Raw genomic sequence first — 22,822 nt, forward strand, 5'->3', positions numbered from 1 at the left:
GCTCGCCACTGGCCGGCCGCCGCAATTTCCCGTGTCACCGCGCACGCCATGCCGTCCGATTGTCATGTGCGGCGGCGGCGCCCAACGCTGCGCGGCGGTCATGCGCGGCCCGCATGCGTGCGTTGCCGGCCGCCGCCGCGTACCCGGGTGCGTGTGGAGTTTCCCTGATACGCGAGCGGCCCCGTTCCCGTTACACTCCGAACACTTACCCGCAGAAGGCGGTCTCGATGTCCCACGTCCTTTCGCGTCCGCCGGCGCGTGCGACTGCTTCAGCGTGGCGGCGCGTTGCCGTTCCGCCGCTCACTCCCGGGCACCGTTGACATGAAGCCCGCCCGCGACCTCTCGCTCGACTCCCTGCTCGAACGCCTCACGCCGACACCCGGCGGCTGGGTCGCCACCTATCGCACCACGACATTGCGCAGCGTGTTCCAGCCCGTGCTGTCGATCACGCACAAGCGGGTCGTCGGTTACGAGGCACTGCTGCGCGTCGTCGATACGAACGGCGCACTGATCTCGCCCGCCGCCCTGTTCGACAAGACGCGCGCCGACGCCGACGCGTTGCTGCTCGACCGGCTCGCGCGCTGCCTGCACACGGCCAACTTCGTCGCGCAAGGTATCGGCGACGGCTGGCTGTTCCTGAACGTCAACCCGCGCGTGCTCGACTCGGGCCTCGTGCAGCGCGAATTCGTCGAGGCGCTGTGCCGGCATTTCGCGCTGCCGCCGAACCGCATCGTGCTGGAAGTCGTCGAACAGCCGGCGCGCGACGAAGCCGCGCTCGCCCGCACGATCGACATGATCCAGCATCGCGACTTCCTGATCGCGATCGACGATTTCGGCACGGGATTCTCTAATTTCGACCGCGTGTGGCGCGCGCGACCCGACATCGTCAAGCTCGACCGCTCGCTCGTCGTACGCTCGACCGGTTCGGCCGAAGATCGCCGCATCATGCATCACCTCGTGTCGATGCTGCATCAGGCCGGCGCGATGGTGCTCGCCGAAGGCGTCGAGAGCGACGACTCGCTGCAGGCGCTGATGGAAGCCGACATCGATTTCGTGCAGGGTTTCAAGTTCGGCCAGCCCGATGCATCGATCGCACATGCAAGCGCGGCAGCCCCCGCGATGCTCGACGCCGCATGGCAGCGCTTCATCGCCCGCCGGCACACGCCGGTCGTCGCCGAGCAGCCGGGCTTCGACGCGATCGAGCGGCTCGTGCTGACCGGCGCCGCAGCGTTTTCCGCGAGCGGCAGCCTGCAGGACGCCGCGCAGCGCGTGTTCGCGGTGCCGGCCGCGCGCCGCGTGTTCGTCACCGACGAGACCGGCGAGCAGTTCCTGCCGTCGATCGGCGCGCGCACCGACGACGGCCAGGCGGGCGTCACCCGCCTCGCACCGCTCTTCCCGGAAACCCACAGCAACTGGTCGCGGCGCCCGTATTTCCAGCGTGCGATCGCCGCACCCGGACGCGTCGCGCTGATGGGCCCGCACTTCTCGCTGACGGAAGGCCGCGACTGCTATACGGCCGCCGTCGCGATCCGCGCGCAGAACCGGCTCGTCGTGTTCTGCGTCGATTTCGTGCTCGACAGCGCGGGAACCGTCATGCGATAACGGGCACGACGTCGGGCGTTCGGCTGTCTCGCCCGTCGTTCGTCCGCTCATCCATTCGTCAGTCGGTCACCTTCCCTCTTCCCGACTTCACCACGCTGCGGCGCGACTTGTGCTCGAGCCGCCGCTCCTTCGAAGCACGCGTCGGCCGCGTGGCGACCCGTGCACGCGGCGTGAACGCGACGCCGCCGATCAATGCATCGAGTCGCGCCAGCGCGGCCTCGCGGTTCTTCTCCTGGGTGCGATATTCCTGCGACTTGATCACGACGATGCCGTCGCGCGTGATGCGCTGGTCGGACAGCGCGAGAAGCCGCTCCTTGATGACGGGCGGCAGCGACGACGCGCGGATATCGAAGCGCAGATGAATCGCGCTCGACACCTTGTTCACGTTCTGCCCGCCGGCGCCCTGCGCGCGCACGGCCGTCCATTCGACTTCGGCCGGATCGAGCGTATAGCGGATCATCATCGCGACGCCTCCATGCGGCGCCGCGCGAGCGCCTCGTCGACGCGCGCCGCGAGCCCCGAATCGCGCTGCGTGCGCGTCGCGACTGCCTGCGCCAGCACGCGCCGCGGCCCGATCACCTGCACGCGCGTGCGGGCACGCGTGACGGCCGTGTAGACGAGTTCGCGCGTGAGCACGCGGCCGAACGATGCCGGCAGCACGAGCGCGGCTTCGTCGAATTCCGAGCCCTGCGATTTGTGGACCGTCAGCGCGAACGCGGTTTCGTGCGGCGGCAGCGCGGCCGGCGACACCGCGCGCGCGGTGCCGTCCGCGCGCCTGAACCACACGCGCAGCACGCCGTGCGCGTCGGGCAGCGCAATGCCGATATCGCCGTTGAACAGCCCGAGCGCGTAGTCGTTGCGCGTCACCATGATCGGCCGCCCGGTGAACCAGTGCGCACCGACCGCGAGCGGCACGCGCGCCGCGTGGCGCACGTGCGCGGCCACGAGCGCATTGACGTGCTCCGCGCCGCGCAAGCCGCTGCGGGTCGCGCACAGGATCCGGAACCGGTTGAGCGCATCGAACAGCGGCAGCGGATCGGGCACCGGCGCGGCCAGCGCGTCGCGCAATGCGTCGAGGTAGGCGCCGAACCGCCGCGCGAGCCGCTCGACCGTCGACGACGCGAGCGATTCGCCCGCATCGTCATGGAACGACGCGGCGGCCGAATCGTCGGCGGGCAGCGCGTCGAGCGCGGCCTGCACGTCGCCGCTGCGGATCGCGAGCGACAGCCGCCCAATCGGCGAATCGAGACCGAAGCGGTAATTGCGTTCGAGCCAGACCACGCAGTCGGCGAGCGGGGCCGGTGCGGGCGTGGGCGTGGCAGACACGGCCGCGGTTTCGTCCGGGGAGATGGACGTGACCGACGCGAGCGCCACATCGCTCGCGTCGAACGGCGGCAACTCGACGGCGTCGAGCCACGCGAGTTCGTCGACCTCGATCCACGCGGGGGCCTCACCTGCCTCGCCTGCCTCACCAGGCTCGCCGGTTTCGGTCAGCACCGGACCTGCGGCGGGCAGCGGCGCGACGCGGGTCGTCGACACTTCGTCATCCTGCGGTTCGTCGTCGAAGAGCGAGGCCTGTCGCACATCGACTTTCCGTCGCGACGCCGGTTTGCGTGCAGTGGCGGCAGCAGGCGCCGACGGCAGTGCCGGTGCCCCGGCCGCGGCTGAAACCGGATGCGCGACGGGAACCGCTGCGGCCGCGGCTTCGTCCTGCACCGGCAGCGCCGCGACGAATGCCGCCTCGTCGATGCCGAGCGCCTGCGCGATGCGTGTTCGCGCCGCGGCGGTAAACGCCGGCCGCGCGCTCAACTCTGCGAAGACGGCGCCCGCCTCGACCGCGGCCAGTTGATCCTTGTCGCCGAGCAGCACGAGCCGTGCGCCCGGCGCAAGCGCATCGAGGAGATGCGCGGCGAGCGCGACGTCGATCATCGACGCCTCGTCGACGACGATCAGGTCGTACGGCAGCGGATTGTCGCGATGATGCCGGAAGCCGGCCGCCCCGCCGCCGCCCAGCAGCCGGTGCAGCGTGTACGACGTGTCGGGCAGGCGCGTCGCGAGTTCGGGCGGCAGGTCGCCGGCCCGCGCATGCAGCGCTTCCTGCATCCGCTGCGCGGCCTTGCCGGTCGGCGCGGCCAGCGCGACGCGCAGCCCCGGATGCGCATCGAGCAGACAGGCCAGCACGCCGACGACCGTCGTCGTCTTGCCCGTGCCCGGGCCCCCGCTGACGATCGTCACGCGGCCCGTCAGCGCGACGATCGCCGCGACGCGCTGCCAGTCGACTTCGCCGGTTGCCGGCCCGAAGTAACGCGCGAGGCTGTCGCGCAACCGGTCGGGCGCAAGACCTTCGTCGGGCGCGGCCACGCCGGCCTGCGCGACGAGCGCATCGGCAAGCCGACGTTCGTAGTCGAAATAGCGCGACAGGTACAGGTGGTCATGGCGGTCGACGATCAGCGGCCGCTCGTCGCCGCGCGCGAGCGTGCCGAACGCGACCACGCCGCTCGCGGCAAGCGCCGCGCGAACCTCGTCGAGCGGTGCTTCGTAGCGCTGCGCGAGCGCGCCGAGCGCGACGCACACGTGGCCCCCGGCGGTCGCACGGCTCGTCGCGAACGCAGCACGCGCCGCCCAGCGCGCGGCCACAGCGGGCGCGCCGGCGCGGCGAGAGAGGTCGCCGATGCGGCGCGCGAAACCTTCCGCGAGCGCGATGCCGAAATCGGCCGGCTCGGGCAACCGCGCGACGAGGCCGCCGGTGAATTCGAGGGTGTCGTCCTGCGCGTTCATGTTCATGCGCGGCCCCCTTCCATCATCCGGTCGAGTGCGTCGACGAGCGCGCGCGCGGGCCGCCGCGCATGCACGCCGGCCGGCTCGCCGCCGCTACGCCAGCCGGGACGCACACCGCGCACGAACAGGTACAGGTAACCCGCGATATGCGTGTCGTAGTCGTAATCGGGCAGCCGCCCGCGCAGGTAGCGATGCAGTGCGACCGTATAGAGCAGCGCCTGCAGGTGATACGCGTGATCGGCCATCGCGACGTCGAGCGCGCGCGGTCCGTAGGCATCCGGCGTCGTGCCGAGATGGTTCGACTTCCAGTCGACGATCCAGAAGCGGCCGTCGTGTTCGACGATCATGTCGATGAAACCCTTGATGAAACCGGCGAGCACGCCCGCCTCCAGTGCAACGTCCGGGTAGCCGTGCGCAACCAGCAACCGGCGCAGCGCCAGCAGGTCGAGCGCGGGCGCCGGGAACAGGAAACCCATTTCGTCGAGCCGCTTCGCCGGATCGAGATCGGCGAGCCGCATGCCGGGCACGAGTTCGGTGCGCACGACATCGTCGACCAGCTGCACCATCATCGCCGGCAGGCGCGTGGCCAGCTCGGGCATGGCCTCGACCGGCCGGTCGTGCAGCGCGCCGAGCGCGGCCCTGGGCCACGACTCGGGCTCGGTGAAGCGGCTGAGTTCGAACAGGCGGTGCAGGCACTCGCCCGCCGCCGCACCGCGCGGAAACACGAGGATGTCGTCGTCCGGCGGTTCGGGCGCGACCGGATCGGCCAATAGCCACTCGCCATCCGGCGCCACCGCGGCGAGCGCGTCGTGATCGGGCCGTAGTTCGTCATCGGGCACGGCCGCGACGCCCGCCTCCTCGCGCGCCATCGATGCCGTCAGCGAACTGAAGCTGGCCATCCGCCACGCATCGCGCAGCACGCGCGTCGCATGGCGCGCGGCGAGCGTCTGCGATGCGTCGTGCCCGGCCGCGAGGCGCTCGGGGCGCGCGGGCGCCGGCAGCGGCGCGACGCTCACGGGGCCACTCGCGAGCGCCTGCCACGCCGCATCGAGCGCCGCTTCGTCGGGCGGCTCGTCGAGCCATGCATCGAACGAATGGCCGGCACCCGCGACGAGCCAGTTGAGCACGCTGCGCCGCGATTCACGCGTCGAGCGCGACGACAGGTACGGCCCGGCGACGACGTAGCAGCGATAGACCGCGCGCGTCAGCGCCACGTAGACGAGCCGTGCGCGTTCCGCAGCCTGCTCGCGCAGCGCCTGCCGTGCCGCGTGCGCGGCCGCCTCGTCGTCGCACCCGTAATGCAGCACCGCATCGCCCGCATCGTCGTGATATTCGCGCGCATCGGGCAGTGCGGACGCGGGCGGCTCGCGCAACCCGCCGTCGTTCAGGAACGGACAGAACACGATCGCGTATTCGAGGCCTTTCGACTTGTGCACGGTGACGATCTGCACGAGGTTGCGATCGGATTCGAGACGCAGCTGCGCTTCCTCGCCGCCACCGTCGAGCCGTTGCGCGGCGAGCCAGCGCAGCGTCGGCGCGATGCCCGGCTGGGCGGACGCGCGTGCCTGCGTCAGTTCGGCCAGATGGTTGATGTCGGTCACGCGACGCTCGCCGTCCGCGCCGGCCATCAGCCGCTCGGCAATCCGCAGCTCGCGCGTGAACGTGCGCCACATCACCGCGAAGCCGCGTTCGCGCCACAACAGCCGGTACCGCGAGAAGCGCTCGACCCAGCTCATCGCGTCGGCGCTATCCGCCGCCGATGCGTCACGTTGCGCATCGCCGTCGCCCTGCTCCATCCGCCACAGTGCGCCGGCATCGAGGCCGAACCAGTCGGACGCGAGCGCCGCGCGCAGGCGCCGCAGGTCGCCCGGCGCATCGATCGCCGCCAGCACGCGTTCGAGTTGCTCGGCGTCGCCGGTCGAGAACACCGAGGCCTGCGCCAGTTCGACGCTGCCGATGCCCCACGTGGCCAGCACGCGCTTCACGAGACTGCCCTGCCGGTGCGTCTGCACGAGCACCGCGATATCGCCCGGCGACAGCGGCGTATCGCCGAGCCGCACGCGCCCCTCGCGCGCGCCGCGCATCAGCCGTGCGATCTCGGCGGCACAGGCCTGCGCGGCCTGTGCCTGCGCGTCGCGCTTGAGCAACGTACCCTCGCCGCCCGGCAACGCCCAGACCCGAAAATCGCCGGCCGGGCCGTGATCGGTTTCATCGACGAACGGCGCGCGCACGCGCGTGCCGGCGCGCACCGCGTAATAGTCGAGCCCGTCGAGCACGAACGCGCGCGGATTCGACATGAAGAAGCGGTTGCACGCATCGACGATCGCGGGGGTCGAACGCTGGTTGACCGCGAGCGTGTAGCGCTCGCTCGCCCGTGCGCGCGCGGCAAGATAGGTATGCAGATCGGCCGCGCGGAAGCTGTAGATCGCCTGCTTCGGATCGCCGACGAGAAACAGCGGGCCGCCGGGCGCGAAGATCTTGTCGAAGATCGCGAACTGCAGCGGGTCGGTATCCTGGAACTCGTCGATCAGCGCGGCCGGATAGCGCGCGCGCAGCGTCTCGGCGAGCCACGGATGCGCGTGCAGCGCGTGGTACAGGTTCGCGAGCAGATCGTCGAACGAGACGACGCGACGCGTGCGCTTGCGCTCGGCCAGTTCGCCCGGCGCCATGTCGAGCCATGCGGCGATCAGCGCGAGCCAGCGCGCACGCTGCGCGGCCTCGGCCGCCGCCACGGCCGCTTCGAGCGCGTCGGCCACGTCGAAGAATGCGTGTTCGGGCGTCGCGCCGCCTTTTTTCGTCGCCTTCACGAGCGCGGTGCGCGTGAGCTTCAGCGCAGCCTTCGGCAGCGCCGCCGTCGCGTCGACCTGCGCGAAATGCGCGGCCCATGCGGCCAGCGCATCGGCCACGGCTTCGGGTTTGTGCGAGCGCTGGTTGAGCGCGGGCTGCGCGGTGCGCAGCAACGCATCGATCGCTTCGCGCTCGGCCGCCCACATCCGCTCGGCTTCGGCGAAGCATTCGGCCGCGGCCGCCTCGGCCGATTCGTCGGGCTCGGTCACACCGTCCCAACGCAGCGCGGCAAGCGGCTTCTTCAGCCGGCGCGCCAGCTGCGCATCGAGCGCGGCCGGGCCGGCGCCCGATTCGACGAGCCAGGTCGCGAAGCCCGGCCAGCGCGCGGCCGCCGGTTCGACGCGCGTGCGCCAGAAATCCGCTGCGAGCTCGAAGCGCAGCGATGCGTCGTCGGCCTCCATGTCGAACGCGAACGGCATCGCGGCCGCGAACGGCGCTTCCTGCAGCGCGCGCTGGCAGAACGCGTGGATCGTGTGGATCGCGGCCTGGTCGAACGCGCGCAGCGCGCGCCGGATCCGCTTCGCGGCCGTTTCGGGATCGAGCGCGCCGTCTTCGCCGAGCGTGGTTTCGAGCAGGCGCTCGATGAACGGATCGCCGCCGTCGTCACCCGTGTCGAGCGCATGCGCGAGCTGCGCGAGCCGGCCGCGAATCCGCTCGTGCAGCTCGGCGGTCGCCGCTTTCGTGAACGTCACGACGAGGATTTCATCCGCGCCGAGATCCTTTTCCAGCAGCAGGCGCACATACAGCGCGCAGATGTTCCAGGTCTTGCCGGTGCCGGCCGACGCCTCGATCTGGTTGACGCCGTCGAGCGGGCACGCGAACACGTCGAGTTCGAGCGCCTGCTGCGGCTGAGATACGGCGCTCATGCGACCTCCTTCAGATGCTCGACGAGCGGATCGAACACGAGCCGCGCGAGTGTGCCGAACGGCTCGTCGAGCGACGCATGCGCACCACGCCACGCGATCGCGATGGCCGGATCGTCGGCCTCGCTCACGACGCGCTCGTTGATCCAGACGCTCGCAGCCTTGGCCTCGCCGTCGGACACCCTTGCCCACGCGCTGCGCGGGAAAAACCGCAGCGGCATGCGCCGCCCCGCGCGAAACAGCGCGGCAAGCGGTGCGAGCCGCTCGAGCGGCGCCGCGACAGGCGTCAGCTCGAATGCACCGCCGCTGCCGAACCACAGCGTGCGGCGCGGGCCACCAGGCTCGATCGCGCAGTAGACGAGATGCGCGAGCCACGCGGACAGGTAGTCGCGCGCACTCGGCCGCGCATAACGGTAGATGATCTGCCCGGCCGGCGTGAGCCGGTTCAGCGTGCCGTGCAGTTCGAGCGGCGCGCTCACCGCGTCGCCCGACAGCCGCGCGTCGTCGGCGCCGAACAGCGCCTGTTCCGTGTCGGGCCAGGCCGGCACGACGGTAAGCGAGAACGGCCGTCGCTCCATCCCGTCGGCCAGTGCGCGCCGTACGCTCGACGCAAGCTGTGTCATCGAGCCGAGCGCCTGGTCGCGCCACACGGCGCCCGTCGCGCCGCCCGGCAGTTCGGGGCTCGCGTCCGCAATGCGCAGCGCGTGATCGTGCACGCCACCGTCGTCCGACTCGATCAGCAGCGGCAGCACGCGCTCGGCCAGCGCGTCGCTGCCGGCGAAGTCGAGCGCGAACGGCTCGGTGTCGAGCAGTTCGGCCTGCGCGTCGGCAAGCACGATGCCGAGCCGCGAGCGCAACAGCGCACGCGCCGGATGCAGCCAGAAGCGTTCGAATTCGCTGAATGCGACGGGCTCGACCGGTTCGGCCGGCAGCGGCTGCGCGAAGAACGGTAGCTCGCGCGGCCCGTCGCGCGACGCTTCGGCGGCGAGCAGCGACGCGAGCGTCGCACGCTCGGCGTCATAGGAAACGAGTTCGCTGCCAGGCTGGAAATACGCAGCCGCGAACGGCTGCAGCGGATGCTCGACGACGAATGCGCGCCGCGCGGCATCGACCGCGTCCGGCGGCGCGTCGGGCCCGGCCGTCACGAGCGCGAGATGGTCGAGCAGCTCGTCGACGAGTGCCGCGGGCGGCAACGGTGCGTTATCGCGAATGCTGCGGCCCGTGTAGGCAATCATCAACCGGTCGCGCGCGGCGAGCAGCAGGTCGAGAAACAGGTTGCGCTCGTCGTCGCGGCGCTGGCGGTCGCCGAGCTTCGGCAACACGGCCATCAGGTCGAATTCGTCCGCGCGCGCGAGGCTCGGCAGCACGCCGTCGTCCATCCCGAGCAGGCAGACGACGCGATACGGCAGGCCGCGCAGGCTCGTCAGCGACGAGAACGTGACGCCGCCCCACGGCACCCCGCCGCGCGCCGGATCGTCGAGCGCGGCGGCCAGCCCGGCCCGGACGACGGCCGCCGGCAACGCTTCGTCGGGTGCCCCCTCCGTCATCGCGGCCAGCATCGCATCGAGCGCGTCACGCACGCCCGCGAGCGCGTCCGCATACGCGGCGCCCGAATCGAAGAAACGCGCGAGCGTGTCGGCGAACAGTTCGCTCCAGCCTTGCGGCGTATGCGATTCGGCCAGCCGCCGCGCGAAGCCGTCGAGATCGTCGGTGAAGCGTGCGAGCCGGCCGAGCAGTTCGGCCTCGCTGCCGGTGGCCGCCTCGATCGGCAGCCACGCGCCGACCGGCGCCGCGCCTTCCGGCATCGCATAACCGAGAAAGAGCCGCGCGAGCGCATCGGAGAACGTATGGCGCGGCGACGGCACGGCCGCGTCGTCGCTCGCGAGCGGCGACAGCCCGCGCCGCGCGCCGGCGGCCGCGAGCCAGGTCTGCACCGTTTCGAGCGCGGCCGCATCGATGCCGTAGCGCGCCGCCACCGCGTCGACGCGCAGCCATTCGACCAGCTCCGGCGCGCCGACCTGCCGCTCCGGTAACACGAGCCAGTCGAGCAGCACGCGCGCGACCGGATTCGCCTGCGACGGCGGCAGGCCGGTGATCCGGTAAGGCACACGCGAGCCGCCGGCGCCGGCCGTGCCGAACACGGCGTCGATCAGCGGCCCGGCCGCCGCGAGATCGGCCACCGCGACGAGCACGTCGGACGGCTGCAGGCTCGCGTCGGCGTCGAACCACGCGAGCAGCCGGTCGTGCAGCACTTCGAGCTGGCGCGCGAGGCTGTGGCACACGTGCACCTCGATCCCGCGCTCGGCCGGCGTGTCGCCTACGTCGGCCTCCGGCTGCAGTTCGAGGATCGCGTTCTGCACGCGCGCGAGCCACGTCGGCGCGGGATTCTCGACGAAACGCGACGCGTCGCCCGACGCGGCGCTTTCCGTCAATTCGTGCAGCATGTGCAGCTGCGCCTGCGTCTGCCTGCCCCATTCGGCGAGCAGCGGATGGCCGACTTCCTGATAGTCGAGCCGCCCGGCTGCATCGAGCGCCTCGGCATGCGCGGCGGTCACGATGTCGAACCAGAACTCGCGGCATGGGTTCAGCGCATAGACGCGCACGTCGATCCAGCGCGACAGCTCGCGCAGCAAGGCGACATGCAGCGGCGGCATCGTCGGCAGCGCGAACACGCTGACCGATTCCGGCCAGTCCGCGCGCGCGATGGCTTCGGAATCCAGATGGCGCGCCTCGACGAGGAAGCGGTGCGCGGGCGGCGTGCCGCTGTCGCTCAGCTCGGCGAGCAGCGCGCGCCACAGCGCGGCCTGCCAGCGCTCGTCGTCGCGCGCGGCGTCGCTGATTCCGCGCGGCGCGGCGTCGCCCGCGAGCACGGACTCGCCGGCCTGCCATGCGGCCAGCCATTCGGGACGATAGGTCAGGTAATGATCGAGCACGGCCGCGACGCGGTGTGCCAGCTCGTAGCGCATGGCATCGTCGGACGCGGACAGATACGCGGCCAGCCGCGGCGACGCGAGCCACGGCGCTCCGTCGGACGCCTGCGCAAACAGCCGGTAGCAGCGCCACACGAGGCGATCGGGTGCGAACGGCGAACGGGCGGGCACCGTCAGCACGCGGCCGATCTGCGCCCACAGCCATTGCGCGAGATACGTGAACTCGACGTTCGCGCACACGCCGTTGCGCGCGGCGATATCGAGCTCGAGACGGCGGCGCAGCGCCGCGCTCGGCACGATCACCTGTTGCGGCGCCCACGGGCCGTTGCGGGCCGGGAACGCGGCCAGATCCTCGAGCAGCGCGTCGGCCAGCGTTTCGTGACGGTTCGAATAGAAGAGATGGAGCATGAAGCAGGCGTCGGAACCTCGCGCCGGCCGGGCCGGGCGAACAGGATCACCAAGGATAGCAAATGGACCGCCGCCGCGGACCTCGTCCGGAAAGCCAGGTTTTGCGGACCGCGAAATACGATAGACTCGTCGCCAGTCAAGATGCCGCCCCCGGGCGTCTTCGTCTGCCATTCAGCCCATCGATGCGCTATTCGGTCGAAATCAGAAAGTTTTTCTACAGCCAGTACTTTTTCGGCGGCCTGCGGATCGCAGTCGGCGTCTCGCTGCCGGCCGTGCTGTGCCTGATCGTGTTTCACAACCGGGAGCTCGGTTTCACGATCTCGACGGGCGCGCTCGGCGCCTGCGTCGTCGACATGCCGGGCCCGCTCAAGTACAAGCACAACGAAATGCTCGCTTGCAGCGTGATCGGTTTTCTGGCCGCGCTCGCCACCGGCCTTGCCACCCCGAACATCTTCGGGCTGTGGCTCACCATCGTGCCGCTCACGTTCGTGCTGTCGCTGATCGTCGTCTACGGCAACCGCTGGCCGCAGATCAGCTTCGCGACGCTGTTCATGATGGTGATGACGCTCGAGGAGAAGTTCACGCCGCTGCAGGCGTTCGTCAACGCCGGCTGGATTCTCGCGGGCGGCCTCTGGTACACGTACTGGGCCACGCTCGTGTCGCAATGGCAGGCGCGCCGGATCGAGCAGCAGGCGCTCGCCGAGAGCCTGTTCGCGTGCGCCGACTACCTGCTCGCACGCGCACAGTTCTACGACCTCGACGCCGATCTCGACGAGTGCTACCGCAATCTCGTCGCCAAGCAGATCACGGCGGTCGAAACGCAGGAAACCGCGCGCGACATCGTGCTGCGCAACCTGCCGAAGCTGCGGCGCGGCAAGCTCGATCCCGGCCGCACGACGATGTACAACCTGTTCATCAACAGCGTCGACCTGCACGAGCTGTTCGTCGGCGCACACACCGACTACCCGCTGGTGCGCAATACGTTCGGCGGCTCCGATCTGATCATTTTCTACCGCGACCTGATCCGCAAGGCGGCCGCCGATCTCGAGGAGATCGGCCTGGCGGTGCTCGAGAACCGCGCACCGCATTCGCGGGTCAGCGTGAAGGCCGAACTGCGCGCGATCGAGTACGAGATCGAGCTGATGCGCAAGAAGAACTTCCCGGCCACCAACGCGGAAGCGTATGCGGCCGTGCTGGCCACGTTCCGGCGCATCTGGAGCGCGACGCGCCTGATCGACCGGATGCGCCGCAACCTGTCGGGCCACGCCGATCCGCAGCAAACCGAACTGAAGATCGACAAGGCGCTCACGCGCTTCCTGCAGCGCCGCCGGATGTCGCCGCTGCTGATCTTCTCGAACCTGAACATGCGCTCGCCGAGCTTCCGCCACGCGCTGCGCGTGACGATCGCGGTGGCGGTCGGGTTCTGGCTCGGCCGGCTGCTGCCGCTCACGAACGCGTACTGGATCGTGATGACGACCATCATCATCCTGAAGCCCGGCTACTCGCTCACCAAGCAGCGCAACGCACAGCGGATCATCGGCACGCTGATCGGCTGCGCGGCGAGCATCGCGCTGATCTACACGGTGAAGGAGCCGCACCTGCTGATCGCGATCATGTTCGGGTCGATGGTGATGAGCTACAGCCTGCTGCTGTTCAACTACGCGGCGAGCGTCGTGTTCACGTCGTCGTACGTGCTGCTGATGTTCCACCTGCTCGCGCCGGGCAGCATGCGAATCATCGGCGAGCGCGCGATCGACACGGTGGTCGGCTGCATGATCGCGATCGCCGCGAGCCGGCTGTTCCCGTACTGGGAATACCGGCTGATGGGCAAGCAGGTCGCCGACATGCTCACCGCCACCCGCAAGTATTTCGAAGCCGTGTGGCGCGCCGGGCGCGGCGTGTCTCCGCCGCCGGTGCCGGCCGCCGACGGCGCGGCCGTCGTGCCGGTCGTCGCGGCAGCCATCGAGACGCCGTCCACGACCCTCGACGACGACTACCGCTACCGCCTCGCGCGCAAGGACGTGCACATCGCGTTCGCGAATCTCGGGCAGGCGTTCCAGCGGATGATGATCGAGCCGAAGGCGCACCAGCGCTTCGTGCCCGAACTGAACGACCTGCTGGTGCAGACGCACGTGCTCGGCGCGCAGATCACGGCCGCCGCGCCGCTGATCCGCACGGCCTGCGCGGCCGACGGCAGCATCCTCCACGACGACGCGCTGCACCGCGGCCTCGCCGCGGTGCTCGACAATCTCGAGAAGGCCGAGGCCGGCGAGCCGCCGCCCGCCGATCGGCTCGACGCGTCGAAGCAGATCACGCGCGACCTCGACGCCATGGTCGTGTCCGCGGAGAAATCCGATGCGGTGGGGGCCGAGCTCACGCACGACCTGAAGGTGCTCGCGCACCAGTGCAAGCAGATGCTCGCGTCGTCGCTGCTGATCCGCAAGGATGCGAGCGTGATCCGCCTGCCCGCCTGACCCAGGCTTGACCTCGCCGGTGGCCGGCCCGCGCATGCCGCGGATCGGCCCCGGCGCTCCCCGATTCAGCGATCCCCGAAGCATGACCCGCCCGTTCCACGCGGCCCGCGCCCTCGATGCGCGACCGCCCAGCCCCCTATTGCGCCCGTCGCGCCAGTCAGGGAATACCCGATTCCGGTCAGCCGGCCCGGCTTGTTATCATTCGTTCACATTTAAGTTGTATAGACAACTTAAGCCAATCGGACCGGCCGCGCTCGCCCGGTCCGTCGCATAACGATATCGGAGACACGATGAAAAACTTGCAGCGCCACCTGAGCGCGCGGCACATCCGCTTTCTCGCGCTGGGTTCGGCGATCGGCACCGGCCTGTTCTATGGCTCGGCGTCCGCGATCCAGCTCGCGGGCCCGGCCGTGATCCTCGCGTACATCCTGGGCGGCGCGGCCGTCTACATGGTGATGCGCGCGCTCGGCGAGATGGCCGTGCGCGAACCCGTCGCCGGCTCGTTCGGCCACTACGCGACCGAGAACCTCGGCCCGTTCGCCGGATTCGTCACCGGCTGGACCTACACGCTCGAAATGGTGATCGTCGCGATCGCCGACATCACCGCGTTCGGCATCTACATGGGCTTCTGGTTTCCGGATGTCCCGCAGTGGATCTGGGTGCTCGGCGTCGTCGCGATCATCTGCGGGCTGAACCTGTGCCACGTGAAGGTGTTCGGCGAACTCGAGTTCTGGCTGTCGATCATCAAGGTCGGCGCGATCGTCGCGATGATCGGCGGCGGCGTCGCGATCCTGCTGACCGGCATGCACTTCGGCCACTCGGCCGACGTGCCGACGTTCGCGAACCTGTGGAACCACGGCGGCTTCCTGCCGAACGGCGTCGGCGGGCTGATCGCGTCGCTGTCGGTCGTGATCTTCGCGTACGGCGGCATCGAGGTGATCGGGATGAGCGCCGGCGAGGCCAAGGATCCGGAACGCGTGATTCCGCGCGCGATCAACGCGGTGCCCGCGCGCATCCTGCTGTTCTACGTGCTGACGATGGTCGTGCTGATGTCGATCAGCCCGTGGACGGGTGTCGGCAGCGACGGCAGCCCGTTCGTGCAGATCTTCTCGGCGCTCGGCGTGAAGTCGGCCGCGACGATCCTCAACCTCGTGGTGATCAGCGCGGCGATCTCCGCGATCAACAGCGACATCTTCGGCGCGGGCCGGATGATGTTCGGGATGGCGCGCCAGGGCCAGGCGCCGCGCGTGCTGATGACGACGTCGCGGCACGGCGTGCCGTGGGTCACGGTGCTCGTGATGGCGGTTGCGCTGCTCGCCGGCGTGCTGCTCAACTACCTGATGCCGAAGGATGTGTTCCTGATGGTCGCGGCAATCGCGACGTTCGCCACCGTGTGGGTGTGGCTGATGATCCTGCTGTCGCAGGTCGCGATGCGTCGCCGGCTGTCGAACGCCGAAGTCGCGGCGCTGAAGTTCAAGGTGCCGTTGTGGCCGGTCGCGCCGGCACTGACGATCGCGTTCATGGGCTTCGTGATCGTGATGCTCGGCTGGTTCGAGGACACGCGCGTCGCACTGTATGTCGGCGCGGCCTGGCTCGCGCTGCTCGCGCTCGTGTTCTACGCCCGGATTCGCCCGAAGTTTGCGCCTGCGTCACGTTGACGCACGGCTGACCTGCATACGCGGCGCGCCGGCTCTGGCGCCCGCTTCTCCCCCGGCTCCGCGCGGCATCCGCCGCACCAGCAGCCGGGGACTCATCCCCTTCACGTCCCCACCATGTGCGCGGCCCGCCGGGCCGCGCATCGGCACGTCAGTGCGACGCCGCGCTCGCGGCCTCGGCCGGATGGGCCTCGTCGTACGCGTGCTTCTGCGAAATCGCGTTGTACAGGATCGTCCCGATCACGAGCAGCACGGCCACGACGATCAGGATGCTCACGTTGCGGACAGGGTTCTTCTTGCGCTGATCGTTCATGGTCGGGGCGACTCCGTCAAATTCATCGAAGCGGGCATTCTACGCGCTTGCGCGCCCGCTGCGACGCGCCGATTCCGATCCCCATCCTCCGCCTCCTCCCACCCGCAGCAAGCTTTCATTTGATAATCGTTCCCATTTCGATCTAGAATCTCGAGTCTTTCATTTTGTAATGTTTCGGGTCGCTCGGGCGGCAGGCGCGCCCCGAAACGCTCCCATCGTTCATCTGCCCCTTCCGGAGTCTTCATGTCGAATCCGCGCACCCGCCTGCTGCCGCTCGCCGGCGCCCTCGCCCTTGCCGCCGCCGCATTCGCGCCGCTGGCCCATGCGGCCGAGGAAGTCAGCCTGTACACCACCCGCGAACCGAAGCTGATCCAGCCGCTCATCGACGCGTTCACGAAGCAGAGCGGCGTCAAGGTCAACACGGTGTTCGTGAAGGACGGCCTGCTCGAGCGCGTGAAGGCGGAAGGCGCGCAGTCGCCGGCCGACGTGCTGATGACGGTCGACGTCGGCAACCTGCTCGATCTCGTCGACGGCGGGCTCACGCAGCCGGTGCGCTCGAAGACGCTCGACGACGCGATTCCCGCGAACCTGCGCGGCGCGAACGGCGACTGGTACGCGCTGTCGCTGCGCGACCGCGTGCTGTACGTCGAGAAGGACCTGAAGGTCGACGCGTTCCGCTACGAGGATCTCGCCGATCCGAAATGGAAGGGCAAGGTCTGCATCCGCTCGGGCCAGCATCCGTACAACACGGCGCTCGTCGCGGCGATGATCGCGCACGACGGCGAAGCGGCGACCGAGAAGTGGCTGCGCGGCGTGAAGGCGAACCTCGCGCGCAAGGCGACGGGCGGCGACCGCGACGTCGCGCGCGACATCCTCGGCGGCATCTGCGACGTCGGCCTCGCGAACGCCTACTACGTCGGTCACATGAAGAATGCGGAGCCCGGCAGCGATGCGCGCAAGTGGGGCGACGCGATCAAGGTCGTGCGGCCGACGTTCGCGAACGCGAAGAGCGGCGGCACGCACGTGAACATCAGCGGCGCGACGGTCGCGAAGCACGCGCCGCACAAGGCCAACGCGGTGAAACTGCTCGAGTACCTCGTGTCGCCGGAAGCGCAGGCGCTGTATGCGCAGGCGAACTACGAATACCCGGTGCGCGCGAACGTGAAGCTCGACCCGGTGATCGCCAGCTTCGGCACGCTGAAGATCGACCCGCTGCCGCTAGCGGACATCGCGAAGCATCGCAAGCAGGCGAGCCAGCTGGTCGACAAGGTCGGTTTTGACAACTGACGCAACCGCCGCCGGCGCGCGCCGGCCGCCCTGCCGGCCGCGCCTGCTGCCGAGAGCGGGCAGCCTGTGGCTGGTCGCGGCGCTGGCGATCGCCGCGGCGGTCGCCGCGCCGCTTGCGGTGCTCGTGGCCGCCGCGTTCGACGCCGATCTCGCGCACTGGCGCCATCTCGCCGAATTCGTGCTGCCGCAGGCGCTCGTCAATACGTTGCTGCTGCTCGCGGGCGTCGGCGCGATCGTGTCGATCGTCGGCACGGGCTGCGCGTGGCTCGTCACCGCATACGACTTTCCCGGCCGCCGGATGCTCACGTGGGCGCTGCTGCTGCCGCTGGCCGTTCCCACCTACATCGTCGCGTTCGCGTATCTCGACCTGCTGCACCCGATCGGCCCGGTGCAGGGTGCGGTCCGCTGGCTGCTCGGCTTCGACAGCCCGCGCCAGTTCCGCCTGCCCGACCTGCGTTCGCTGCCCGGTGCGATCTTCGTGCTCGGCTTCGTGCTGTATCCCTATGTCTACCTGAGCACGCGTGCGATGTTCGTCACGCAGTCCGCGAGCCTGCTCGAAGCCGCGCGCACGCTCGGCGCGGGCCGCATCGCCACGTTCTGGCGCGTCGTCGTGCCGCTCGCGCGGCCCGCGATCGCGGTCGGCGTGAGCCTCGCGCTGCTCGAAACGCTGAACGATATCGGCGCGTCGGAATTCCTCGGCGTGCAGACGCTGACCGTGTCCGTCTACACGACGTGGATCACGCGCTCCGATCTCGCCGGCGCCGCACAGATCGCGCTCGCGATGCTCGCGATCGTCGTCGGCATGATCGTGCTCGAACGCTACGGGCGCCGCCGCCAGCGCTACGCGCACGGCCGGCGCATGCGGCCGATCGCGCCGCGCCGCCTGACGGGCACGGCCGCATTGGGCGCCGCCGTGCTCGGCTGGCTGCCCGTGCTGCTCGGCTTCGGCGCGCCGGCCGCGTACCTCGCGGTCGAGACGGCCAAACGGCTGCATCTGGTCGGCGGCGTGTCCGAACAACTGATGACGGGGCTCGCGAACACGCTGACGATCGCCACCGCCGCCACCGTCGCGACGCTCGCGTGCGGCCTCGTCGTCGCCTGGGCCGCACGCGCACAACGCGACAGCGCCCGCGCGGGCCCAGCCCGCGTGTGCGCGAGAATCGCGAGCCTCGGCTATGCGGTGCCGGGCACCGTGCTCGCGATCGGCCTGCTGATTCCGTTCGCGGCGGCCGACCGGCTGTTCGGCGCGGTACTCGGCCGCGACGGGCTGCTGCTGATGGGTTCGTCCGCCGCGCTCGTGATCGCCTATACCGTGCGCTTTCTCGCGATCCCGGCCGGCAGTATCGAGGCCGGTCTCGCGCGCATCCCGCCGTCGCTCGAACAGGCGGCGCGCTCGCTCGGCGAGACGGCCGGCGGCACGCTGCGCCGCGTGCACCTGCCGCTGCTGCGGCCCGCGCTCACGACGAGCGCGCTGCTGGTGTTCGTCGACGCGATGAAGGAATTGCCGGCGACGCTGCTGCTGCGTCCGCTGAACTTCGACACGCTCGCGACCTGGCTGTATGCGGAGGCCGCGCGCGGCACCTACGAGGAAGGCGCGGTCGCCGCGCTCGCGATCGTGCTGGCCGGGCTCGTGCCCGTGATCCTGCTCGCCCGCACCCGCCACAAGATCGGAGCCTGACACCGTGAACCTGCTCGAACTCGATGACCTCTGCCTCGCCTACGACACGCCGCACGGCCGCCGCACGGTGGTCGACGGGCTGAGCCTCGCGCTGCCGCGCGGCGACATCGGCTGCCTGCTCGGTGCGTCGGGCTGCGGCAAGACCACCGTGCTGCGCGCGATCGCCGGCTTCGAACCGGTGCGCATGGGACGCATCGTGCTGGACGGCGCGCCCGTCGCGGCGCCGTCGCTCGACGTGCCGCCCGAGCGGCGCCGCATCGGCATGATGTTCCAGGATTACGCGCTGTTCCCGCACCTGAGCGCGGCGGACAACGTCGCGTTCGGCCTGCGGCGCATGCCGAAGGTCGAACGGCGCATGCGCGTCGCGGAGATGCTCGAACTCGTCGGCCTCGCCGATTCCGGCGGCGCGTATCCGCACGAACTGTCGGGCGGCCAGCAGCAGCGCGTCGCCCTCGCGCGTGCGCTCGCGCCGTCGCCGGAACTCCTGCTGCTCGACGAGCCGTTCTCGAATCTCGACGTCGATACGCGCGAGCGGCTCGCGTTCGAGCTGCGCGACATCCTGAAACGCACGGGTCACACCGCGATTCTCGTCACGCACAACCAGGCGGAAGCGTTCGCAATCGCCGACCGGATCGGCGTGATGAAGGACGGCCAGCTCGCGCAATGGGATACGCCGTACGCGCTGCATCACCATCCGGCCAGCTCGTTCGTCGCGGATTTCGTGCGGCGCGACGCACTGGCCGACGAACGCGCGCGCGCGCTGGCGCGCGGCCGCTGAACCCGCGGGCGCGATGTGCGCCCGCGTCGGTTCATTGCCGCGTCATGCCGGCTCGGCAAGATCGCGCACGGGCAGCGCGGTCGAATACTTGATCTGCTCCATCGCGAACGACGAGCTGACGTCGAACAGCGGCACCGCGCGAATCAGCTGCTTGTAGACGCGGTCGTAATCGTCGATGCCGGCCACCACGACGCGCAGCAGGTAATCGGTCTCGCCGCTCATCCGGTACACCTCGACCACTTCCGGCATGTCGCGCACGGCCTGCGTGAAGCGCTGCGCCCATTCCTCGGTGTGCTGGTTCGTGCGGATCGCGACGAACACGGTCGTGCCGACCCCGAGCTTGCGCGGATCGCACAGCGCAACCTGCGCGCGAATCGCGCCGGTTTCCTTGAGCCGCTGCACGCGCTTCCAGCACGGCGTCTGCGACAGGTTCACGCGCTGTGCCAGTTCCGCGATCGGCAGCGTGGCATCCGCCTGCAGCAGCTCCAGCAGCTTGCGATCGATGGCGTCCATTTCTCCAGTCCCTCGTAGATAGAAATTTATTCTATTCATCCTGCACAACGGGGAACAATATGGAAACGGCTGCGCCGCGTCGACCGGTATAAATACCGATCCGGTACGCGCGCGGGGCGAGCGAATCCGCCGGACACGGCACGCGCCAAATGAAACAGGCGATCCCGCCCGTGAAGGTGGAATCGCCTCGCGTTCCTGCAGGTCGCGGCCGGCGCGGCACCTACGCGCCACCGGCCAGCACACCGCTCAATACGCGACCGTCGCGAGCTCGCGCACGAAGCTGCCTTGCTCGAGCGCGTCGACGAACGCGACCGCGTAGTCTTCCGCCGAGATCTTGCTGTTGCCCTGCGCGTCCGCGATCAGCTTGCCGACGCCCGTGCGGAACGTGCCCGTGCGCTCGCCCGGGGCGATCAGTGCGGCCGGTGCGAAGAACGTCCAGTCGAGATCGCCGACCGTCTTCAGGTAGTCGAGCGCGTCGCGGTGCGCGAGCGCGACCGCCTTGTACGCTTCCGGGAACCCTTCGCTGTCGACGAGCTGCTTGCCGGGTGCGACTTCGAGCGAGCCGGCGCCACCCACCACCACGAGCCGCTTCAGCCCCGCCTGGCGCGTGCCGGCGACCAGCGCCTTCGCGGCTGCGACGACCTTCGCCGCGTCGTCCTGCTTCGGACCATATGCGCTCGCGACGACGTCATGGCCCGGCAGCGCGGCCGCAATGCTGGCCGCGTCGAACAGGTCGGCCGCCTTCGCGGTGATGCCTTCGCCGGCCGCACCGGGATTGCGCGACAGCGCGGTCACGCGATGGCCGCGTCGTGCGGCTTCAGCAGCGATGCGCGAGCCGATCGTGCCGGTAGCGCCGAACAGCGCGATGTTCAAAGTACGTTGCGTCATATCGATTCTCCAGTAAGAAAAATATGTAACCCATTTAATTACATATAAGACCGAAAAAAACGGGGCAAAGCCCCCGTTGCGCCGGCCGCCGCGCCTCTCGCGCCGCCCGGCTTCCTGCCCTGCCTGCCGCCGGTCACCCGCCGGCGCGCGCCGCGTGTTGCGTACGCTGCTCCAGATCCAGCACGTCGGCCGTCACATCAGCCAGCGTGCGCGTGCCAAGCGATGCTTCCATCGCACGCTGCGCGTCGCCGATGTAGTCGGTCAGCGCGCCCTGGATGTGCCGCCCGACGAGACACGCGGGATTCGGCGCCTCGCGGTGCAGCGCAAACAGTTGCGCATCGTCGACCGCGCGATACACGTCGAGCAGCGTGATCGCGCCGGGCTCGCGCGCCAGCAGCGCACCGCCGCCCGCGCCCAGTTGCGACGTGGTCAGCCCTGCGGCCGCCAGCATCGACAACAACCGGCGGATCAGCGCCGGATTCGTGTTCACGCTGCCCGCGATGATATCGGACGACAGCGGCACGCCCTCCTGCATCGACAGCAAGGCAAGCACGTGAACGGCAAACGCGAACCGGCTGCTGGTATTCATTCCTCACTCACTTGACGGCGCCGGCTCATCCCGCAGCCGGCGACATGTGTAACTATCATAATTACATTTAGCGGATCATGCAAGCCTGCGTCACTCTCCGCTCGCGGGCTTCGCGCCCGACGCATTCTGCTGGCTCCACTGCTGGAGCTTCTTGCCGGCTTCGGCGATCTTCGCGCCGGCTTCGGAAGCCGCATGCGCGACGACCGCGGAAGCAGCCGCGTCGATCTGCGCCTGCGCGGCGGACGCGAGGCCGCTCGCGGACAGCGGCGGCACGGCCGATGCCGCGGACGCGATGCCGGCCTTCGCGGCGTTGATCTGCTGGTTGACCGTGCTTGCCATCTGGTCAAGCGCCTTGGCCGCATTGTTCGCGGCATCGGCGGCCGCGCTGGCGGCCGTATCGGGTTGCGTGACCGGCGCACCGGACTTCTCGCAGCCCGCGAGCAACAGCAGCGCACCGGCGGCCACGGCCGCCAGTACGGACCCGGGCACGCGACGCGCCCGCGAAGTCTTCATGTTCATCAGCAATCTCCGGCCGCGCGGCGCGCGGCCTCGTGGTTGGACCGACGTCGATGATACCGCCTGTGGAACAGGGCCAATCACGCACCGCCATTAAAAATGGCTTTCAATTTCGGACTCGTCTGATTTAATCGCACACGCGAGGACACTAAAGTGGGCACGCTTCAATCCGCTTCGGACGTGCCCCCTTTTTCTCATGGATTTCCTCGTCGACTGGTTCATCGCCCTGGCCGCCGTGCTCGCCGCCACCCTGTTCCTGTGCCTGCGCCCGCCGTCTGCACGCCGCCTGGCCGCATCCGGGCGCCCGCGCCGCGTCGCGTCCGCGCGCCTGCTCACGCAGGCCGTGATCGGCTTCTGGACGGCCGCGCTGATCGTCACGGAAGGCATCCTCGGCCCCACCGCCGACGGCCAGTCGCTTGCGGGTTTCGCGGCGCTCGCGTTTGCCGCGCTCGGGCTGACCACCGTCGCCGCCTACTGGTCGGCGTGCGCGCTGCGGCTGCGCCGGCCGCCCCTGCTGTTCCCGCGCCACTGACGCGCCGGAACGGTGCGCAGCAACGCCGCCATCGCGCACCATCACGCATCACGCCGCACCAATCGGCACATCACACGCACCAGTTCCGCACGTGCCGCACCACACGCGTGCACCGGGCATCGAACCCGCCCTGCAGCGGCCGCGCCCCCTTCCCGTGCACGATTCACCGGA

16 protein-coding genes are annotated in these 22,822 nt (G+C 69.8%); 7 read left to right on the plus strand and 9 right to left on the minus strand.

What is annotated here, in order from left to right; translation table 11 throughout:
- The first annotated feature begins 321 nt into the window (after window positions 1–321).
- Window positions 322–1,602 carry a sensor domain-containing phosphodiesterase gene (locus BDI24065_RS21000; RefSeq protein ID WP_175032889.1) on the plus strand — a complete coding sequence of 427 codons (1,281 nt, stop codon included), beginning with the start codon at window positions 322–324 and terminating at the stop codon, window positions 1,600–1,602.
- Window positions 1,603–1,660: 58 nt separating this feature from the next.
- Here the strand turns inward: BDI24065_RS21000 and arfB are convergent, their stop codons facing one another.
- The 4 genes from arfB to recC are packed head-to-tail and all read right to left on the minus strand — an operon-like array spanning window position 1,661 to window position 11,428.
- Window positions 1,661–2,065, minus strand: coding sequence for an alternative ribosome rescue aminoacyl-tRNA hydrolase ArfB (arfB, locus tag BDI24065_RS21005; RefSeq protein ID WP_175032890.1), 405 nt, complete (start codon window positions 2,063–2,065; stop codon window positions 1,661–1,663).
- Window positions 2,062–4,380, minus strand: a complete 2,319-nt coding sequence (locus BDI24065_RS21010) for an AAA family ATPase (RefSeq protein WP_175032935.1) — start codon at window positions 4,378–4,380, stop codon at window positions 2,062–2,064. The genes arfB and BDI24065_RS21010 overlap by 4 nt, the downstream gene beginning before the upstream one ends.
- A 2-nt stretch (window positions 4,381–4,382) precedes the next feature.
- Window positions 4,383–8,093, minus strand: a complete 3,711-nt coding sequence (recB, locus tag BDI24065_RS21015) for an exodeoxyribonuclease V subunit beta (protein ID WP_175032891.1) — start codon at window positions 8,091–8,093, stop codon at window positions 4,383–4,385.
- Window positions 8,090–11,428: an exodeoxyribonuclease V subunit gamma gene (recC, locus tag BDI24065_RS21020; RefSeq protein ID WP_175032892.1), complete on the minus strand. Its 3,339-nt coding sequence runs from the start codon at window positions 11,426–11,428 to the stop codon at window positions 8,090–8,092. Before recC ends, recB begins: the two co-directional genes overlap by 4 nt.
- Window positions 11,429–11,610: 182 nt before the next feature.
- Here recC and BDI24065_RS21025 point away from each other — a divergent pair, with 182 nt between their 5' ends.
- Together BDI24065_RS21025 and BDI24065_RS21030 are read left to right on the plus strand one after the other, a co-directional pair.
- Window positions 11,611–13,902, plus strand: a complete 2,292-nt coding sequence (locus BDI24065_RS21025) for an FUSC family protein (protein WP_175032893.1) — start codon at window positions 11,611–11,613, stop codon at window positions 13,900–13,902.
- A gap of 290 nt (window positions 13,903–14,192) precedes the next feature.
- Window positions 14,193–15,560 (plus strand): amino acid permease, encoded by a 1,368-nt coding sequence (locus BDI24065_RS21030; protein WP_175032894.1) that lies wholly within the window; start codon window positions 14,193–14,195, stop codon window positions 15,558–15,560.
- A 148-nt stretch (window positions 15,561–15,708) separates the two neighbouring features.
- Here BDI24065_RS21030 and BDI24065_RS21035 read toward each other — a convergent pair whose 3' ends face one another.
- The gene (locus BDI24065_RS21035; RefSeq protein WP_006476417.1) at window positions 15,709–15,870 is read right to left on the minus strand and encodes a hypothetical protein; all 162 of its coding nucleotides are present in this window, start codon (window positions 15,868–15,870) and stop codon (window positions 15,709–15,711) included.
- A gap of 243 nt (window positions 15,871–16,113) precedes the next feature.
- On the opposite strand from BDI24065_RS21035, the gene BDI24065_RS21040 reads away from it, so the two are divergent.
- From BDI24065_RS21040 to BDI24065_RS21050, 3 genes are read left to right on the plus strand one after another with little or no spacing between them, the layout of a single operon-like run.
- Complete coding sequence (locus BDI24065_RS21040; RefSeq protein WP_175032895.1) at window positions 16,114–17,157, plus strand: Fe(3+) ABC transporter substrate-binding protein; 1,044 nt, start codon at window positions 16,114–16,116, stop codon at window positions 17,155–17,157.
- The gene (locus BDI24065_RS21045) at window positions 17,147–18,835 is read left to right on the plus strand and encodes an ABC transporter permease (protein WP_175032896.1); all 1,689 of its coding nucleotides are present in this window, start codon (window positions 17,147–17,149) and stop codon (window positions 18,833–18,835) included. The genes BDI24065_RS21040 and BDI24065_RS21045 overlap by 11 nt, the downstream gene beginning before the upstream one ends.
- A gap of 4 nt (window positions 18,836–18,839) precedes the next feature.
- Window positions 18,840–19,613 (plus strand): ABC transporter ATP-binding protein, encoded by a 774-nt coding sequence (locus tag BDI24065_RS21050; protein ID WP_175032897.1) that lies wholly within the window; start codon window positions 18,840–18,842, stop codon window positions 19,611–19,613.
- 42 nt (window positions 19,614–19,655) lie between these two features.
- On the opposite strand, the gene BDI24065_RS21055 is transcribed toward BDI24065_RS21050, so the two are convergent.
- From BDI24065_RS21055 to BDI24065_RS21070, 4 genes are all read right to left on the minus strand, one after another.
- Window positions 19,656–20,126, minus strand: a complete 471-nt coding sequence (locus BDI24065_RS21055; RefSeq protein ID WP_011351482.1) for an Lrp/AsnC family transcriptional regulator — start codon at window positions 20,124–20,126, stop codon at window positions 19,656–19,658.
- Between the two features lie 246 nt (window positions 20,127–20,372).
- The gene (locus BDI24065_RS21060; RefSeq protein WP_175032898.1) at window positions 20,373–21,014 is read right to left on the minus strand and encodes an NAD(P)-dependent oxidoreductase; all 642 of its coding nucleotides are present in this window, start codon (window positions 21,012–21,014) and stop codon (window positions 20,373–20,375) included.
- Window positions 21,015–21,147: 133 nt separating this feature from the next.
- On the minus strand, window positions 21,148–21,603 hold the full coding sequence (locus tag BDI24065_RS21065; RefSeq protein WP_175032899.1) for an Rrf2 family transcriptional regulator: 456 nt from the start codon (window positions 21,601–21,603) through the stop codon (window positions 21,148–21,150).
- A gap of 90 nt (window positions 21,604–21,693) precedes the next feature.
- Window positions 21,694–22,122, minus strand: coding sequence for a hypothetical protein (locus tag BDI24065_RS21070; protein WP_175032900.1), 429 nt, complete (start codon window positions 22,120–22,122; stop codon window positions 21,694–21,696).
- Between the two features lie 193 nt (window positions 22,123–22,315).
- On the opposite strand from BDI24065_RS21070, the gene BDI24065_RS21075 reads away from it, so the two are divergent.
- Window positions 22,316–22,651 (plus strand): hypothetical protein, encoded by a 336-nt coding sequence (locus BDI24065_RS21075; protein ID WP_175032901.1) that lies wholly within the window; start codon window positions 22,316–22,318, stop codon window positions 22,649–22,651.
- Window positions 22,652–22,822 lie beyond the last annotated feature (171 nt).

The organism is Burkholderia lata, from assembly GCF_902499025.1.
GTDB classification, from domain to species: domain Bacteria; phylum Pseudomonadota; class Gammaproteobacteria; order Burkholderiales; family Burkholderiaceae; genus Burkholderia; species Burkholderia lata_C.